13 protein-coding genes are annotated in these 17808 nt (G+C 74.9%); 12 read left to right on the forward strand and 1 reads right to left on the reverse strand.

Going from position 1 to position 17808, the window contains the following annotated elements:
• Positions 1-168: 168 nt before the first annotated feature.
• From pstC to CELGI_RS00225, 8 genes are all read left to right on the forward strand, one after another.
• A complete protein-coding gene (gene pstC / locus CELGI_RS00190) occupies positions 169-1149 on the forward strand; it encodes a phosphate ABC transporter permease subunit PstC (RefSeq protein ID WP_013882100.1) in 981 nt (326 codons plus the stop codon).
• Positions 1149-2450, forward strand: coding sequence for a phosphate ABC transporter permease PstA (gene pstA / locus CELGI_RS00195; protein ID WP_013882101.1), 1302 nt, complete (start codon positions 1149-1151; stop codon positions 2448-2450). The genes pstC and pstA overlap by 1 nt, the downstream gene beginning before the upstream one ends.
• The gene (locus CELGI_RS00200) at positions 2447-4126 is read left to right on the forward strand and encodes a phosphate ABC transporter substrate-binding protein PstS (RefSeq protein ID WP_013882102.1); all 1680 of its coding nucleotides are present in this window, start codon (positions 2447-2449) and stop codon (positions 4124-4126) included. The genes pstA and CELGI_RS00200 overlap by 4 nt, the downstream gene beginning before the upstream one ends.
• Entirely contained in the window at positions 4123-6666 is a 2544-nt protein-coding gene (locus tag CELGI_RS17225) for a hypothetical protein (RefSeq protein ID WP_013882103.1), read from the forward strand. The genes CELGI_RS00200 and CELGI_RS17225 overlap by 4 nt, the downstream gene beginning before the upstream one ends.
• Positions 6667-6800: 134 nt before the next feature.
• On the forward strand, positions 6801-8828 hold the full coding sequence (locus CELGI_RS00210; RefSeq protein WP_013882104.1) for an Ig-like domain repeat protein: 2028 nt from the start codon (positions 6801-6803) through the stop codon (positions 8826-8828).
• A gap of 7 nt (positions 8829-8835) precedes the next feature.
• The gene (locus CELGI_RS00215; protein WP_013882105.1) at positions 8836-9732 is read left to right on the forward strand and encodes a sortase; all 897 of its coding nucleotides are present in this window, start codon (positions 8836-8838) and stop codon (positions 9730-9732) included.
• 139 nt (positions 9733-9871) lie between these two features.
• Positions 9872-10678 carry a phosphate ABC transporter ATP-binding protein gene (locus tag CELGI_RS00220; RefSeq protein ID WP_041574259.1) on the forward strand — a complete coding sequence of 269 codons (807 nt, stop codon included), beginning with the start codon at positions 9872-9874 and terminating at the stop codon, positions 10676-10678.
• Between the two features lie 118 nt (positions 10679-10796).
• A complete protein-coding gene (locus CELGI_RS00225; RefSeq protein ID WP_013882107.1) occupies positions 10797-11423 on the forward strand; it encodes a ScbR family autoregulator-binding transcription factor in 627 nt (208 codons plus the stop codon).
• A 12-nt stretch (positions 11424-11435) separates the two neighbouring features.
• Here the strand turns inward: CELGI_RS00225 and CELGI_RS00230 are convergent, their stop codons facing one another.
• Entirely contained in the window at positions 11436-12347 is a 912-nt protein-coding gene (locus CELGI_RS00230; RefSeq protein WP_013882108.1) for an AfsA-related hotdog domain-containing protein, read from the reverse strand.
• A 220-nt stretch (positions 12348-12567) separates the two neighbouring features.
• Between CELGI_RS00230 and CELGI_RS17230 the strand changes: the two genes are divergently transcribed.
• From CELGI_RS17230 to CELGI_RS00250, 4 genes are all read left to right on the forward strand, one after another.
• Positions 12568-14223, forward strand: coding sequence for a hypothetical protein (locus tag CELGI_RS17230; protein ID WP_013882109.1), 1656 nt, complete (start codon positions 12568-12570; stop codon positions 14221-14223).
• On the forward strand, positions 14214-16004 hold the full coding sequence (locus tag CELGI_RS16860; protein ID WP_013882110.1) for a YcaO-like family protein: 1791 nt from the start codon (positions 14214-14216) through the stop codon (positions 16002-16004). Before CELGI_RS17230 ends, CELGI_RS16860 begins: the two co-directional genes overlap by 10 nt.
• 52 nt (positions 16005-16056) lie before the next feature.
• A complete protein-coding gene (locus tag CELGI_RS00245; protein ID WP_013882111.1) occupies positions 16057-17307 on the forward strand; it encodes a M20/M25/M40 family metallo-hydrolase in 1251 nt (416 codons plus the stop codon).
• Between the two features lie 87 nt (positions 17308-17394).
• A complete protein-coding gene (locus CELGI_RS00250; RefSeq protein WP_013882112.1) occupies positions 17395-17781 on the forward strand; it encodes a VOC family protein in 387 nt (128 codons plus the stop codon).
• The last annotated feature ends 27 nt before the right edge of the window (positions 17782-17808 follow it).

Here is a 17808-nt window from a genome sequence, read left to right on the forward strand (position 1 = left end):
CTGCCGCCGATGTCCGGTCATCGGTCGGCCGACGCCCCCGCGTCCTCCCGCGGTTCCTGACCGTTCGCCCTCCCGTCACCCGCGGCTGCCATCGTCGGGCCGCCCGGCCGACCGACCGGGACCCGGTGGACGGGCCGGCCGTGCCCGGCGGGAGGAGCGCAGCGCCCGATGGCTGCCATCGACGTGCCGCGCCGCATCAGCACGCGGCGAGCGCCCAGCGACCGCGCCTTCCGGGCGGTGCTCACGGTCAGCGGCATCGGCGTGCTCGTCGTCATGGCGACCGTCGGCGGGTTCCTGCTGCTGCGCGCGTGGGACGCGCTGCGGGTCTCGGGGTGGTCCTTCCTCACGACGCAGGCGTGGGAGCCGGACTCGGGCAACTTCGGGATCGCCGCGATCCTCGTCGGGACGGTGCTCATCGCGCTCGTCGCGATCCTGGTGGCCGTGCCGTTCGCCCTGGGCGTCGCGCTCTACATCAACGAGTTCGCGCCGCCGCGCGTCAAGGCCGCGCTGACCAGCACGGTCGACCTCATGGCCGCGATCCCGTCCGTGGTGTTCGGGCTGTGGGGCTTCTTCTTCCTGCAGGGTCACGTCACCGGACTGGCGCGGTGGCTGTCGACGACCTTCGCGTGGTTCCCGCCGTTCCGGGTGCCGGGCACGGACCCCGACGACCCGCTCGCGAGCGCGACGGTCTACACGTCGTCCACGTTCATCGCGGGCCTGGTGGTGGCGATGATGATCACGCCGGTGATCGCCTCGATCATGCGGGAGGTGTTCTCGCAGGCTCCCGTGGGTGAGCGCGAGGGTGCGCTCGCGCTCGGCTCGACGCGCTGGGGCATGATCCGCGCGGTGGTGCTCCCGTTCGGCAAGGGCGGCATCATCGGCGGCACCATGCTGGGCCTGGGCCGTGCGCTCGGGGAGACGATCGCGGTCTACATGATCATCTCGCCCGTGTTCGCCATCCAGTGGCACGTGCTGGCGAACGGCGGCAGCTCGGTGTCCTCGCTGATCGCGCTGCGCTACGGCGAGTCGACGCCGTTCGGCATGTCGGCGCTGATGGCCGCGGGCCTGGCGCTGTTCCTCATGACGCTCGTCGTGAACTTCGCGGCGTCCTCGGTGGTCGCGCGCTCGCGGTCGGGGGCGAGCAGCTGATGACGCTGGTCGCCGAGCCGCCGACCGCCCCGCCGGCGGCACCCCCGGACACGCCCCCCACGCCCGGCCCGCTCCCGCCGCCGGCCGCACCCGTCGCGCGCGCCGTGGAGCAACGTCGTCAGCTGCGCGGCACGCGCCTCGGGGACGTGCTGGACGTGGCCGGCGCGGCCGTCGCGGCGCTCGCGCTCACCGGGCTGCTGGCCTCCCAGGTGCTGCCGATCAACCATCCGCTGGGGTTCGGCGCGCTGGCCGCGGTGACGTTCCTCGCGCTGTACGCGCTCCTGGTCTCGCTCACCGAGGGCGCCGTGATGGTGCGGGACCGCCTGGTCGCAGTCGTCGTGCACGGCCTCGCGGGTGCCGTGGTGCTGACGCTCGGCTTCGTCGTGGTGTTCACCGTCGCGCGCGGCGCGACCGCGCTGCCGCACGTCAACTTCTTCACGCAGGACATGGCGCAGGCCGGCCCGCTCGACCCGCTGGACCGTGGCGGGATCGTGCACGCGATCGTCGGGACGCTCCTGCAGATCACGATCGCGCTGGCGATCACCGTCCCGCTCGGGCTGCTGACCGCGCTGTTCCTGAGCGAGATGCCGGGACGCCTGGCCCGCCTGGTGCGGACCGTCGTGGAGGCCATGACCGCGCTGCCGTCGATCGTCGCGGGGCTGTTCGTGTACGCGACGCTGATCCTGGCGCTCGGGGTGCCCAAGTCGGGGCTCGCGGCCGCGACGGCGATCAGCATCATGATGCTGCCGATCATGGTCCGGTCCTCGGACGTGGTGCTGCGCCTGGTCCCCGGGACGCTCAAGGAGGCGTCCTACGCGCTGGGGGCCGGGCAGCTGCGGACCGTGACGCACGTCGTGCTGCCGACCGCACGTTCGGGGCTGACCACGGCGGTCATCCTCGCGACCGCGCGCGGCATCGGCGAGACGTCTCCCGTACTGCTGACCTCGGGCTTCACCGCCGCCATGAACGCCGACCCGACGCAGGGCCCGATGGTCTCGCTGCCGCTCGCGATCTTCCAGTTCGTCAAGTCGCCCGAACCCACGATGGTCGCGCGCGGGTTCGGCACGGCCGCGGTCCTGATGCTGCTCGTGCTGCTGCTGTTCGTCGCGGCCCGTGTGGTCGGCGGACGCACGCCCCAGGCGCGTGAGGACCGCCGCCTGCGGCGGGTGGCCGCGCGTGACCGAGGCCGTGCCCGCGACGCCACCGCGCCCACCCTCGCGCCCGCGCTCGCGCCCGCCCCCCGCCGACCCCGTGGCCGGCGTCCCGTCCGTGCCCCGGAACCTCTCGAGGAGACCCCGTGAACCACCGCCTGCGCGCCGCCGTGACCGCGGTCGGCGTGCTGCTCGTCGGGCTGCTCGGCGCCGCACCGGCCGCCGCCGAGTCGTTCGTCCCCGTCAACGGAGCCGGCTCGTCCTGGAGCTCGAACGCCGTGGACCAGTGGCGGCGCAACGTCGAGCAGTACGGCATGCGCATCAACTACGCGAGCACGGGATCGTCCGACGGCCGCAACCAGTTCAAGGCCGGCACGGTCGACTTCGCGATCACCGAGATCCCGTACGGGCTCAAGGACGGCGGCGTGGTGGACACGCCGCCCACGCGCGGGTTCGTGTACCTGCCGATCGTCGCGGGCGGGACCGCGTTCATGTACAACCTCACGTCCGGCGGCAAGCGGATCACCAACCTGCGGCTTTCGGGCGAGGCGATCACCGGCATCTTCACGGGCACGATCACCACGTGGGACGACCCGCTCATCGCGGACGACAACCCGTCCCTGCAGCTCCCCAAGCGCAAGATCGTCCCGGTGGTGCGCTCGGACGGCTCGGGCTCGACCGCCCAGTTCGCCACGTGGATGGCCTCGCAGCACCGCTCGGCATGGGACGCGTACTGCCGTGCCGCGGGGCGGTCCACGCCGTGCGGCGTGACGTCCACCTACCCCGTGGTCCCGGGGCGCGGCTTCGTCGCGCAGCCGAACTCGCAGGGCGTCGCGGGCTACGTCGCGCAGACCGGCAACGAGGGCACGATCACGTACGTCGAATACTCCTACGCGCTCAAGACCGGTTACCCGGTGGCGAAGGTGCTCAACTCGGCCGACTACTTCGTGGAGCCCACCGCCTCGAACGTCGCGGTGGGGCTGCTGGGTGCGCGCATCAACACCGACGAGGGCTCGCCCAGCTACCTCACGCAGGACCTCACCGGCGTGTTCACCAACCGCGACGACCGGACGTACCCGCTGTCGTCCTACTCCTACATCGTGGTGCCCACGGGCACGGAGAACGGGTTCACGACCGCGAAGGGGTACACGCTCGGCGCGTTCGCCAACTACTTCCTGTGCGAGGGCCAGCAGCAGGCCGAGGTGCTCGGGTACTCGCCCCTGCCGATCAACCTGGTCAAGGCCGGCATGGAGCAGATCGTCAAGATCCCGGGCTCGACCACGGTGACCACCGACATCGCGAAGTGCAACAACCCGACGTTCTCCTCCGACGGCGGCAACACGCTCGCCGAGAAGGCGCCGCACCCGTCGAAGTGCGACCACCGGGACGCGACCGAGCAGTGCGACCGGCCGACCGGCGGCGCGCCGGGCGCACCCGACCCGGGTGACGGCGGTGACGACGGCGGTCCGGGTGACGACGGCGGCACGGACGGCGGCGGCACGGGCACGGGAGACGACGAGGGCGCCGGGACGCCCGACGACGGGTCGACCACCGGGCCCGGCTCGGGCACCGGCACGGACGGCACGGGCGGTGGCGGCGGCGGACCGCAGGGCTGGGACGCGGTCACCGGCGGCGGGCCCGTGGTGTGCGAGGACGACACCGGCGTGTGCACCCAGGTGGTGTCGATGCCCGTCGAGACGTCCGCGACCGGTGCGAGCGGTCTGAGCCCCTGGGCCGTGGTCGCGGCCTGCGTGCTGCTGCTCGCGACCGTGGTGGTCCCGCCGCTCGTGGCGCGGTCGCGCCGGTCCGCCGGGGTGGCCGCGTGAACGCGCGGCAGCTGCGCCGTGCGGGTGCGGGTCTGACGGCGGCCGGGCTGCTCGTGGCGGCGCTCGGCACGTCGCTCCTGCTCGCGAGCGGCAGCGCGGCGGCCGGTGCGGTGCCGCAGGGCGTCGGTGTCCCCGGGGCGAACGAGGGCGGTTCGCAGGTGGTGCAGGCGTGGTCCGACGCGTCGGTGGTGGGGGAGCGGGACCGGTCGGACGACGACTACGCGACGTTCCGGGACCTGCAGGTCACGGTGAGCCAGACCCAGGACCTGACGCACCAGGGGGTCGTCGTCACGTGGTCGGGTGCACGGCCCACCAGCGCGGGGCGGTTCGCGACGAACTTCCTGCAGGTCATGCAGTGCTGGGGGGATGCGGCCACGGGCCCGACGCCCGAGCAGTGCCAGTGGGGCGCGCCCAACCCGGCGCTGTCCTCGCTGCTGGGCGACCGCGTGGGGCTGCGCACGCTCAAGGCGGGCGAGGACCCCGAGCAGGTCTACGACGAGGCGCACCGCGTCCCGCCACCGGTCACCAACCCGTTCCTCAAGGCCTACACGACGCCGTTCCACCCCGTCGGCGGCTCGCCCGTGACCGACGTCTCGGACTTCTTCACGCCGACGTCGACCAACGAGATCACGGGCGCCCGCACAGGTGAGGACGGCACGGGCGCCGCGACGTTCGAGGTGCAGACCGCGCTCGAGGCGCCGCACCTTGGCTGCGGCGAACGGCTCGAGCAGGGCGCCGCGCGCAGCTGCTGGCTGGTCGTCGTGCCACGTGGCGAGCTGCTCGCCGACGGCTCGTCCGCCCAGGGCACGCCCTCCGGCGCGCTCGAGGGCTCACCGCTCACCGCGTCGGTGTGGGCCAACCGCATGGTGTTCCCGCTGCGGTTCTCGGGCATCGGCTCGTCGTGCGCGATCGGCGGCGCGGAGCAGCGCCTGGTCGGCAACGAGCTGTTCTCGGCCGCGATGACGTCCTGGCAGCCCGCGCTGTGCGCGACGGGCACGACGTACGGCTACTCCCAGATCGGCGACGACGAGGCGCGTCAGCAGCTGGTGAGCGCGGTCGAGGGCGCGTCCCGGTTCGCCGTGGTCAACCAGCCCGTCGCCGTGGACGTGGCCAAGGGCCGTGGCCTGGCGTACGCCCCGGTCGCGCAGGGCGCCGTGGTGATCGCCTACCAGGTGGACCGTGCGCTGCGCGCGGACAGCCCGGACGCCGGCCGCGTCGGGACGCCCGTGGAGGACCTGGTGCTCAACGCGCGGCTCGTGGCCAAGCTGCTCACGCAGTCCTACCGCGCGGACGTGCCGGGCGGCGGGACCACCGAGCCGCTCACCACCAACCCGCGCAGCATCGTCAACGACCCCGAGTTCGTCGCGCTCAACCCGGAGATGGCGCAGTTCCTGCCCACCGCCGCGCCCGAGGGCCTCATGGTCTCGCTCGGCTCGTCGGACGCGTACGCCGAGGTCTGGCGCTGGGTGGTCGCGGACCCGTTCGCGCGTGCGTTCCTGCAGGGCGAGCCCGACGAGCACGGCATGCGGATCAACCCGGTCTACCGCCAGCTGGACCTCGCGTCCGACCCGGAGCTGGACAGCTTCCCCAAGTCCGACCTGAGCACGCACCGTCAGGACGAGACCGTGCCCGAGCCGGGCTACGGGACGCTCGACCTGCGCCCCTACACGTCCGACATGGCCGACGCCGCGGTCCGGACGCAACGCGCCAACGCGGGCGCCAAGATCGTGTGGGAGCCCAACAAGGTGCCCGCGGGCTTCGTCTCGTCGGGCGCGCAGCTGCCCGGGCAGCGCTTCGAGATCGCGCTCACCGACCTGGCGTCCGCGCAGCGCTACGGGCTGCGCACCGCGCGCCTGGTCAACGCGGCCGGTCAGGCGGTCGCCGCGGATGCGCCCAGCCTGCGGGCGGCGGTGGACGCGATGGTCCCCACGGACGTCGACGGCGTGCGCCGGACCGATCCCGCGGCCCGCGTGCGCGGCGCCTACCCGCTCGCGCTCGTGGACTACGCGGGTGTCGCGGTGTGCGCGGCCGACGAGGACCAGCGCGCGGACTACGCCGCGCTCCTGCGGTACGCGGTGACCACGGGTCAGCAGCCCGGTGACGCCAAGGGGCTGCTGCCGCGGGGCTATCTCCCGCTCGACGAGCAGGACGTGCAGACCGCGCTCGAGCTGGCCGATGCGCTGCAGGACGGCTCGGCGGCGGCCGAGGCGTGCCCCACCGCGCCCCCGACACCCGGGCCGAGCCCGAGCCCGACGCCGACGTCCGAGCCGACGACGCCCGCACCCGCGGCGCCCACCGCGGCCCCGCCCGCGCCGCCCGCGCCGGCCCCCGCACCGACCACCACCGCCGCACCCCCGGCCGACCCGGACACGGGCGTCGCGGGCCCGTCGGCCCAGGCACCGCTGACCGGCGCGGGGCTGCTCGGTCCCGCGCGCCTGGGTGTCGCCGGCTCGGTCGGCCTCGGCGCGGCGTGCGCGGTCGCGGGTCCGCTGCTCATGCGTCGCTCGCGCGTGCTCGCGGAGCGGGAGGCGTCGCTTTGAGAGACGAACTTCGCACCCGGATGGGGCGCCGTTACCGGCCGCGCCACCTGGAGTTCGTCGGGTCTTCCTAGGTTCGGCGCGGCGCGGCTCGGCCGCACCGTCTCGTCACCTTCTTCGCCTCAGAGAGGAACACCATGAAGGTCTCCACCTTCGGGCGGATCGGCCTGACCGCGGGCGTCGTCGCGCTCGTCGTCGGCACGGTCGGCACCCCCGCGCTCGCGGACCCGCCGGCCGGCACGTTCGGCACGCTCGCCGGGCTCGGCTCGGACACGACGCAGGACGTCGTGGGCGGTCTGGCCACCGCGATCGGCGGCGGCGTGCTCGCGTCCTACGACGCGACCGGCTCGGCGACCGTGACCACGCGCTCGGGCGGCACGGCCGTCCCGCGCGCCAACAACTCGGGTGGCGGCCGTGACCTGCTGCGCGTCGCGATCGGCCAGACCGAGACCGCGTCGATCCCGGTGTTCGGCTCGACCCCGTCGACCGTGACCACGGCCCAGCTGGCCGGTCAGGTGCAGTTCGCGCGCTCGTCGAGCGGCCCGTCCAGCAGCGACGTGACCCCCGAGGGCGTCCTGACCTACGTGCCGTTCGCGATCGACGCGGTCTCCTACGCGACCGCACCCGACTCGGTGATCCCCGCGAACCTCACGAAGGCGCAGCTCGTCTCGATCTACAAGGGCGAGTACACGCAGGTCGTCGTGAACGGAGGCGCGACCTCGCTGCAGGGCCCGTCCTACGTGCCGGTGCCCGGTGACACGGTCACCGCGATCACGTCGTTCCTGCCCGCCGCGGGCTCCGGGACGCGCTCCTACTGGCTGGGCCAGATGGGCATCACCGAGCAGCAGATCGCCGACGGCACCTACCCGAACCTCAAGGCCGTGGACTTCGCGGGCGCCGGGGTGCAGGAGCACAAGGGCGCGGCGCTGGTCTCCGGCACGGTCGCGCAGAACGCGGGCGCGATCGCGCCGTTCTCGATCGCGCAGTGGGTCGCGCAGGGCAACGCGAAGGTGACCGACCACCGCGCGGGCGTGCACATCAACGGCGTCAACGGCGTGGTCCCCACCACGGGCGACGAGGCCGCGCACACGCTCGCGCTCAACCCCGCGTTCAACGCCTACACGCGCCCCGTCTACAACGTGGTGCCGTCGGTCCTGGCCGACGACCCGACGTCGCAGGTCGCGCGCACGTTCGTCGGCACCGGCTCGCTGGTCTGCCAGGAGACGGCGACCATCACGGCCTACGGGTTCGGCCTGCTCTCGGGCAGCGTGAGCTGCGGCGACACCACGACGCGCGCCTACCGTCCCTCGACGAGCCAGACGAGCGTGACCCTGGCGAGCGCGACCGCGGTGGCGGGCAGCCCCGTGGGCGTCGACGTCGCGGTGACGTCGGTCGGCGACGGCGGTGGCACGGTCCGCCTGTACTCGGCGACCGACACGCTGCTCGGCTCGGTGGCGGTGCCCGCGGGCGCCGCGACCGCCTCGGGGACGTTCACGCCCACGTCGGCCGGTGCGCTCGCGGTGCGCGGCGTGTTCGTGCCGCGCCTGGCGGGTGTGGCCGCATCCGAGTCGCCCGCGCAGCAGCTGACGGTGACCGCACCCGCGGTCTCCTCGACGACGCGCGTGACGGTCAGCTCGCCGCGCGTCGTGGGCCGTGCGTTCACCGCCACGGCCACGGTGACCGCGACCAAGCCCGTGCCCGGCACGGTCACGTTCTTCGACGGCACGACGAAGCTCGGCACGGTCTCGATCGCGTCGGGCAAGACCACCGCCGCGCTCGCGATCAAGGCCACCAAGACCGCGTACGCGCTCAAGGCCGTCTACGCCCCGGCCGGCGCCGCGACCGTCAAGGGCAGCACCAGCGCGGTCGTGAAGGTGGCCGTCGCCAAGGCCACCGCCAAGCTCGCGGTCACCGCGCCGACGAGCATCGCGAAGGGCAAGGCGGCGACCGTGAAGGTCACCGTCACCGCGACGGGCGTGAGCCCCACGGGCAAGGTCACGGTCAAGGAGGGCGCGAAGGTCCTCGGCACCGCGACGCTCAAGGCCGGCAAGGCGACGCTCACGGTCAAGGGCCTCAAGGTCGGCTCGCACAAGCTCGTGGTGACCTACGCGGGCAGTGCGACCGTCGCCAAGGCCTCGGTCACCAAGACCGTCAAGGTGGTCTGACCCGCCGATGACCACCACCGCCCACCGCCTGGACACCGCCCTCGTCCCCGTCCCACCGAGCGAGCGCTCCCGCCTGCTCGGTGCGACGTCGGCGATCGTGGCCGCCCTCGCGGTGGGCGTGGTGGCCGGCGCGGTCCTGCTCTCGCCGCTGCACCACGCGCGCGACCAGCGGCTCGCGCGGGCCGACCTCCGGTACGACCTGGCCAACGGCACCGCGCCCGTCGGCCAGGTCACCCCGTCCGACGAGCTGGTCGCCCCGGGCACGCCCGTCGCGATCCTGCAGATCCCCCGCCTGGGGGTCGACGAGGTGGTGCTCGAGGGGACCACGTCGTCGGTGCTCAAGTCGGGGGCCGGTCACCGCCGGGACACCGTCCTGCCGGGTCAGGCCGGGCCGAGCGTGCTCATGGGCCGCGCGAACGCGTACGGCGGCGTGCTCGGCCGGATCGACCAGCTGCGCCCCGGTGACACCGTCCGCACGACCACGGGTCAGGGTGAGGCGACGTTCACGGTCACGGGGGTCCGGCGCGCGGGCGACCCGCTGCCCGACCCGCTCGGCCCGGGTGACGGCCGGCTCACGCTCGTCAGTGCGAGCGGCGCGCGCTGGCTGCCCGACGAGCTCGTCCGCGTGGACGCCGAGCTCGTCACGCCTTCGTTCCCCACACCCGTGAGCGTGCTCGCGGCACCCGTCCTGGGCGACGACGAGCAGGCGTTCGTCGGTCAGTCGTCGGCGTGGCCCACGTTCCTGCTGGGCCTGACCGCGCTCGCGGCCGCGGCCGTGCTGCTGGTGGTCATGCGGCGGTGGTGGGGCCGGTGGCAGGCCTGGGTCGTGGGACTGCCCGTGGTCGCGCTGTGCGCGGCGCTCACGGTGGACCAGCTGTTCTCGTTGCTGCCGAACCTGGTGTGACCGTGCCGGTTCCCGGCCCGGCGTCCGCCGGGCCGTCCGGTCGCGTTCGCCCGCCGTTCACCCCCGCGTCGTCGTGCGCGGGCAGGGTGGTGCGGTGAGCCTCGACACCGCCCCGGCCCGGGACCTGCTGCACGACACGATGGTGCTGCCGCCCGTGGCGCAGCCTCCCGAGCGTGCGGCCATGGAGGCGCGGGACGTGTCCGCGTGGTTCGGCTCGCACAAGGTGCTCGAGCGCGTCTCGCTGGTGATCCCCGCGGGGCAGGTGACCGCGTTGATCGGCCCGTCGGGGTGCGGCAAGTCCACGTTCCTGCGCATCCTCAACCGCATGCACGAGCTCGTGCCGTCGGCCGCGCTGGCCGGTCAGGTGCTGCTCGAGGGCGAGGACATCTACGACCCGGGCCGCCGCGTCACGCACGCGCGCCGCCACGTCGGCATGGTGTTCCAGAAGCCCAACCCGTTCCCCGCGATGTCCATCCAGGACAACGTCACCGCAGGGCTCGCGCTGACCGGCGTGCGCGTCTCCGCGCGTGAGCGCGCCGACCTGGTCGAGGAGTGCCTGACCCGCGCGGGCCTGTGGTCCGAGGTCAAGGACCGCCTGCGCGCCCCGGGCGGCGGCCTGTCCGGCGGTCAGCAGCAGCGTCTGTGCATCGCGCGCAGCCTCGCGGTCCGGCCGCGCGTGCTCCTCATGGACGAGCCGTGCTCCGCGCTCGACCCGACGTCCACGCGGCGCGTCGAGGAGACCATCGCGGCGCTGCGCGGTGAGGTCACCATCGTGATCGTCACGCACAACATGCAGCAGGCCGCGCGCGTCTCGGACCGGTGCGCATTCTTCCTGGCGGAGGCAGGGACACCGGGCGGGATCGTCGAGCACGGGCCGACGCCCGCGATGTTCGGCACGCCCCGCGACCAGCGGACGTCCGACTACGTCAACGGCCGCTTCGGCTGACCTGTCCCGCCCGGGCGGTCGTCTCCGCCCACAGCGGCGTCGTCGCGCGCAGTTTCAAGCGGAACGTTCGGTATATTTCCGTGACGCTCGACGAGGGGCCGGCCAGGGGAGGCAGCACGTGGCGCAGCAGGCGAGGGCGATCGCTACGCGCCGCGCGATCATCGAGGCCGCAGCGACGGAGTTCATCGAGCACGGCTTCACGGGCGCGAGCATCGCGGACATCGCGGAGCGCTCGGGTGCGACCAAGGGTGCGATGTACTTCCACTTCCGCTCCAAGGAGCTGCTCGCGCAGGCCGTGATCGAGCAGCAGCAGGAGGCCAACGCCGCGCTGCAGGAGCAGTTCGTGACCAGCGACCTGAGCGCGCTCGCGATCCTCGTCTCGATGGTGCGTGAGCTGGGCCTGCAGATGAAGAACGACGTGGTGGTCCTGGCCGCGATGCGCCTGGCCGTGGAGATCCCGGAGTCGGAGCAGGGCACGGGCGCGACGTACGAGGCGTGGGCGGCTCCCACCGAGGTGGTCATCGAGCACGCGATCGCGCAGGGTGACATCCGGGACACGCTCGAGCCCGGCACGCTGTCCCGCCTGCTCGTCGCCTCGTTCACCGGCATCCAGACCGTCTCGTTCGCGACGACGCGGCTCGACGACCTCATGCCGCGGCTGCGTGAGATGTGGACCGTGATGCTCCCGGGCATCGTCGCGCCCGGTCGCGAGCACATCATCCCGGACGTCCTGCAGCGCGCCTGAGCGCGCGCGAGGTCAGACCAGCGCTCTCGCGGGCACCTCGGCCGGGCGGCTCAACGGCGGGAGAGCGGCGCTCGCGCACGTGACCGTGGCGGCGACGTGGCCACCCTGGGCGAACGAGGTCTGCGTCCCGGCCGCGGTCCGCGTGGCGTGCACGTCCGCGGGCGCGCCCAGGTCCACGTAGCGCGAGCAGCGGACGTCGAGCGACGTGACGGCGGTGTCCGCGGTGAGCAGGTGGTGCGCCGTCATGGCCGCCCGGGCCAGGTGCATCGCGGGGATGTGGTCCACGCCGTGGTCGAACACCATGCGGTCGTCCGCGTCCCAGCCGAGCCACGCGTCCAGGCCGTCGGCCGTGGTGCGCACCGAGCCCAGCGCGGCGAGGTCGTGCCGCTGCTCGGCCTCCTCCCAGGTGGGGGCACCCGAGCGCAGCCGTGCGTGCACGCGCGGGTCCACGCACTGCAGGTCGCCCGAGGCCTGTGCGACCACGGCGTCCCCGACCGTCACGGTCGCGTCGAACACGTGCCGCACCAGGACGCCGCGGCGGTGCTCGGCGCGCACCGTGCGGAACTCGATCGAGGCGGGCACCAGCCCCGTGACGCCGGACAGGTCCTGCGTCCACTCCATCGCGATCCGCGTCGCGATGAACTTGTGGTCCAGCGGGACGCCGCCGCCGAGGTGCGCGAGCGCCGTGCCGGCCTGGCGGAACGCCTCGAGGCCCAGCAGCGTCGCGCTCTGGTGCGCGTAGACGGGGTGCGCGACGTCGAGCGGCAGCTCGATGGCCACGTGCCAGGACGAGCCGACGGCTATGCCGGGGCCGTCGTCGTCGGCGCCCTCGGGAGCCGCGCCGGCGCGGACCCCGGTGACCAGCACTGCCGACGCGTCGAGCTTGTGCACGTGCTTGCGCTCGATACCGGTCCGCTCGCGCATCGCTGGCCTCCGTCCGGGGCGCCTCGCGCGCTCTCCCTGGGCCGACAGTAAGCCAGCGGCACAGGTGGGAACAAGGCGGACGGTCGGCTTTTGTCGTCAGCCGAAGTGTCCGCCCTGCGTGCATTGACCCGCGCCCACGCGTGGTCCACAGTGAAACAAGCCGGATGCACGGTATGTTTACCGCCGGCTCGAGGACGAGCCTCCAGGGAGGGGACACGGCGTGGACGCGAGGACGGGTGTGGTGCGCCTGCGCTCCGGCGCGCGCTCGCGCGCGCTCGACGGCCGGGGGGTGGCCGTGAGCGCGGGCGACGACGCCGTCGTCGTCGAAGGTCCCGACGCCGGTGCCCTGTGGGCCGTCCTCGAGCCGGTCCTGCGCGACGGTGTGGACCGCGGACGTCTGCTCGCCGACTTCGGGGAGCCGACGCGGCGGGCCGTGCAGGCGATCCTCGACCGGCTCGACGAGCATCAGCTGCTGCGCTCCGTCGAGCCCGTGGCGCACGACGTGGCCGCTGCGGCGTTCCTCGAGACGGTCGCGCGACGACCCGCGGCGGCCGCGACGCTCGTCGGGGTCACGCCGCTGCGGGTGCGCGGCGCCGGGCCCGTCGCGCGCACGGCCGCCGAGCACCTGGTGCGGGCCGGGTACGCGCAGGTCACGCTCGAGAGCGGCAGCGACGACGACGCGGCGGCCGATGCGGTGCACGTCGACCGGCTCGCGCCCGACGGCGCCTGGTACCCGGTCGCGTTCGCCGTGAGCGCGGGGGCGACCACGGTCCTCGGCCCCCGCAACCGCGACGCCGACGCGTCGCTCGAGGCCGCGGTGCGCGCGCGCCTGGGGGAGCGTGCGCCCGCCGACGAGCCGGCCGCACCGCACGCCCTGGTGGGGACGCAGCTCGCCCTCGTGGTGCTCACCGCGACGGCCCGCGCGGCCGACGGGCGGCCCGGCCCGCGCACGTGGCCCGAGTACCTGGTGACCACGTCCGGCCTGGTCTCGGAGCCGCACCCGCACGCGATCCTCCCGCCGCTCGCCGCGCCCGCGGCGGACCCCGGGCCCGCGACCGCCGGCCCCGCGCCCACGGCCGACGACGAGGCACGCGACTGGACTCCTCCCGCCGGGTTCCCGCACCACGCGGACCAGGCCGACGTGCCCGACGAGGACGCGCTGACCCGGCTCGCGCCCGCGTGGGACCCGGTCCTGGGCGTGGTCGCCGAACCCGTGCTGCTCGACCTGCCGCAGCGTCCCGTGGGGCTCGCCGCGCTCGTCGACGCCGAGGGCAGGACCCGCGCGGGGATCGGCACCGGCACGGCCGCGGCCCGGCTGGACGCGGTCCTCGCCGAGCTGCGTGCGGTGGCGGGCGAGCCGGCCGGCTGGACCACCGGGCTGGGCACCTCGACCGACGCGGCGCGCGTCGACGCCGCGGTGCGCCTGGTCGAGCGCGCCGAGCTGGGCTGGCAGCCGCACCGCCTGGGGGCGGCCGACTGCGGGCCGCTCGCGCAGCAGCGGCTCGACGTGGTGGCCGGTGTGCTCGGGTACGCCCCGCACCTGGCGCTCGCGGCCGCCGCCGGCCTGTGCCGCGTGGACGTGCGGGCCGCCGACGGCACGTTGCTGGGCCGTGCGGTGGCGACCACGCCGGGTGCCGCGGCCACGGGCGCGCTGCTGCGCGCGGCCGGCACGCTCCAGTGGCGCACGTCGCACACCGCGCTGGTGACCGCGACGCCCGAGGTCGACCCGCTCGACACGCGGTCGCCGGGGGTGCGCGAGCAGGTCGCGCAGTGGCTGGCCGGCCCGGGGGCGCAGCTCGTGCGCGTCGCGGTGCCCGCGGCGGCCCGCAGCTGGCAGGGCGTCGGGCTGCGAGCGGTGGTGACCGCGTGGACGTGATCGTCACGGAGCACGTCCCCGACGCGGTCGACGCCGCGCTGCGCACGGGACGCGCACGGCTGCGCGTGCGTGCGGGCGAGCTCTCGATCTCGGCGCACGGCAGCCACGTGCTCGTCGGACCGCTGCTGCCCGCCGACACCGCGGGCGACGCGTCGGCCGACGACCCGACCGGCTGCCTCGAGTGCGCGCTCGCGTGGCGGGCCGACGTGGCGCCGCACCAGGTCGGCGGACCGCCCACCGACGTCGGCCTGGACTGGTCCGCGACCGTGGAGGCGCTCGTGGCGAGCGTCGTCGCCGACGGGCCCGCCGCGTGGCAGCGTCGCGTGCTCGCGCTCGACCGCGCGACCGGCACCCTGACGCCCCACCGCTTCCTGGTGCACCCCGCGTGCATCGTGTGCTCGGCCGCGTGGGAGCCGCCGGCCCCGCTCGACGTGACGACGCCCCAGCCCGCCCGGCCCGCGACGCTGCGCACGCGCTCGTTCGACCGCAGCGCGCTGCGCACGTGGTTGTCGGACACGCAGTTCGGTCCCGTGACGCGCGTCCGCCCGCGCGGCGACCAGGTGCTGGTCGAGGTCGAGTCGGTGGTGCCGGGCCGCGCGCGGCGGGAGATCGGGCGTGCCCGCGGCACCACGTACGCGGCCGCGGAGGTGGGTGCCTACCTCGAGGTGCTCGAGCGCATGCTCGGCGGGTACCGCCGCCCGTCGGTGCCCGTGGTCGTGGCGTCGTGGCAGGAGGTCGCGCACCAGGCGGTCGACCCGCGCACGCTCGGCGGGCACGTCCCCGAGCTGTTCACGCGGTCCGCGCAGGTCGAGCCGTTCGCACCGCGCACGACCACCAGCTGGGTGTGGGGCAGGTCGACGCGTGAGGACCGCCCCGTGCTGGTGCCCGAGCACGTCGCGTTCTGCCAGGAGCGCGGCGTGGGCGCACGGTTCCTGCACGAGACGACGGCCGCGTGCGCGATCGGGGCGACGCGTGAGGAGGCCGTGCTGCACGCGCTGCTGCGCACCGTCGAGCGTGACGCGTTCCTGCTCGCCTGGTACTCGCGGGCTCGCCTGGTCGAGATCGCACCGCAGGCGGGCAGCGCGCTGGACCACGGTCGCCGGCTGCTGGCCCGGCACGGCGCCCGGCTGCGCGTGCTGGACCTCACGACCGACTTCGGGGTGCCGGTCGCGCTCGCGGTCGCCACGTCCGACGACGAGCAGGCGGTGCGCTCCGGGCGCGTGCCTGCCGTCACCTATGCGTGCAGCGCCGCCGCGGACCCGGCCAACGCCGTCCGTGGCGCCGTGCGGCGCTGCACCACCACCGTGCTCGCCCACAGCAGGGGGGTGGGCGAGCACGAGCGGTCGGGTCGTCCGAGGCTGCACGACGACTTCGACCGGGTGTGCTCCGACCAGGACCGCACCGAGCTGCACGCGTCGTGGGAGGCGCGGCGGCTCGGTGCGTTCCTGGAGCATCCGGCCGCCGTGGTCGCCGAGACCGAGCACGCGGCGCTGCCGGGCCTGCCCGGCCGGGACGTCGCGCACGCGCTCGGCGTGCTGCTCGAGCGCACGCACGGGCTGGGCATGGACGCGATCGTGATCGACCAGAGCCAGCCCGAGCTCGTCGAGGCGGTCGGGCTGCACGTCGTCAAGGTGCTCGTGCCCGGGACCGTGCCCCGCACGGAGGGGCACGCCCTGCGCCGCACCGTCGGTCTGCCGCGGCTCGCGGCGGGCGCCACCATCCTGAGAGGAGCCCGGACATGGACCGACGACCCGCGACCCAACCCGGTGCCGCACCCGTGACGCCCGCCCACGAGGCGACCCGTCCGCCCCGCACGTGCTCCGTCGGCGCACGATGATGCGCACCCTCGCCCGCGCGGACGACGCGATCGGCTCCGCGCACGCCGCGGAACGGGCCCGCGACCTGTACCGCGAGCTGCACCGCATGCCCGAGCTGAGCGGACGCGAGCGGGAGACCGCCGCACTGGTGGCTGCCCGGCTCGTCGACAGCGGCGCGCAGGTGCGGACGCGCGTGGGCGGCCACGGCGTCGTCGGCGTGCTCAGCAACGGACCGGGGCCGGTGGTGGCGCTGCGCGCCGAGCTCGACGGTCTCGCGGTGGCCGAGTCGACCGGGCTGCCGTACGCGTCCGACCGGCGCACGTCGTTGGACGGGCGGCAGGTGGGCGTCTCGCACGCATGCGGGCACGACGTGCACATGGCGGCCGTGCTGAGCGCGGTCGAGCACCTGGCGGCCACGCGCGCGCAGTGGCAGGGCACGGTGCTGACCGTGTTCCAGCCGGCCCAGGAGTCCGGGAAGGGTGCGGCCGCGATGGTCGCGGACGGGTTGTTCGAGCGTGAGCCGGCCCCGCACGTGCTGCTGGCCCAGCACGTGCGACCCGATCCGCTGGGGGTCATCACGCTCACCTCGGGTGCGATGCTCACGTCCTCGGTCACGCTCACGGTCACGGTCCACGGCACGGGCGGCCACGTCGGGGCGACGCACGGCACGGTCGACGTGGTCGCGGTCCTGCTGGACCTGCTGGCGACCGCGCGCGACCTCGCGTCCGACGCGGGCGTCTCGTTCGCGGTGAGCGCGGTGCACGGCGGTGCGTCGCAGAACACCTACCCGCAGACGGTGCGCGCCGACGTCGCGCTGCGCGGCGACGACGAGCGCGCGCTCGACGTCCTGGTCGAGTCCGTCACGGCGCTCGCGCGGCACGTGAGCGTGCGCTCGGGGTGCCCGCGGCCGGTCGAGGTCGCGGCCGGCACGCGGTTCGGCCCGGTGCGCAACGACCCGGTGGCGACCGAACGCGTGCACCACAGCCTGGTGGCGGGCGGTGTGCCGACGTACCCGCTGCACCGGCCGTCGGCGGCCGGCGACGACGTCGCGACGCTGGTCACGGCCGCGGGCTGCCCGCTGGTCTACTGGTTCATCGGGGCCATGGACCCGGACGCGTTCGACACCGACGCGCTCGCGCGGATCGGCCGGGGGGAGCGCCCGGCAGGAGTGCCGGCCAACCACGCGCCCGAGTTCGCGCCGCACCTGGACGCCGTGGTGCACGCGACGCGCGCGCTCCTGGTGGCCGCCGAGCCCTGGCTCACCTGAGCGCGTCCCGCCGCGCGACGCACGGGCGGGCGTGGTTGCCTGGGTGTCGCGTCCGACGAGGGCGCTCGTCGACCCCGAGGAGATCCCGTGCCCCGCATCGGCCGGACGACCGTGCTCGTGAGCGACCAGGACGCAGCGATCGACTTCTACACGCGCGCGCTGGGGTTCCGTGTGCTGTTCGACGCGACGCTCGAGACCGGGTTCCGCTCCGTGCACGTCGGCCCGGGCGCGGTGGGCGACCCGGGCCTGTGGCTCGTCGCCTCGTCGTCGGACCGCGTGGGGGCGCAGACCGGCGGTGAGTCGCTGCTGGTGCTGTACAGCGAGGACCTGGACGCCGACCTGGCGCGCCTGGCCGACGTGGGCGTGCAGCCGCACGTCGGGCCCGCGGGGGCGCCGGGCGGGCGCTACGCGCACGTGCGGGACCCGTGGGGCACCGAGCTCGTGCTGGTGGACGCGCCGCCGCCCGGCCTCTGACGGGCGGCGGCGCGGGGGATCGACCCG

The organism is Cellulomonas gilvus ATCC 13127 (assembly GCF_000218545.1).
Classification (GTDB): Bacteria; Actinomycetota; Actinomycetes; order Actinomycetales; family Cellulomonadaceae; genus Cellulomonas; species Cellulomonas gilvus.

Coding starts and splice junctions, on each gene's coding strand:
- CELGI_RS00230 (WP_013882108.1), bottom strand. CDS start 12,347: ATGCGCGAGCGGACCGGTATCGAGCGCAAGCACGTGCACAAGCTCGAC.
- pstA (WP_013882101.1), top strand. CDS start 1,149: ATGACGCTGGTCGCCGAGCCGCCGACCGCCCCGCCGGCGGCACCCCCG.
- pstC (WP_013882100.1), top strand. CDS start 169: ATGGCTGCCATCGACGTGCCGCGCCGCATCAGCACGCGGCGAGCGCCC.
- CELGI_RS00210 (WP_013882104.1), top strand. CDS start 6,801: ATGAAGGTCTCCACCTTCGGGCGGATCGGCCTGACCGCGGGCGTCGTC.
- CELGI_RS00220 (WP_041574259.1), top strand. CDS start 9,872: ATGGTGCTGCCGCCCGTGGCGCAGCCTCCCGAGCGTGCGGCCATGGAG.
- CELGI_RS00215 (WP_013882105.1), top strand. CDS start 8,836: ATGACCACCACCGCCCACCGCCTGGACACCGCCCTCGTCCCCGTCCCA.
- CELGI_RS00245 (WP_013882111.1), top strand. CDS start 16,057: ATGATGCGCACCCTCGCCCGCGCGGACGACGCGATCGGCTCCGCGCAC.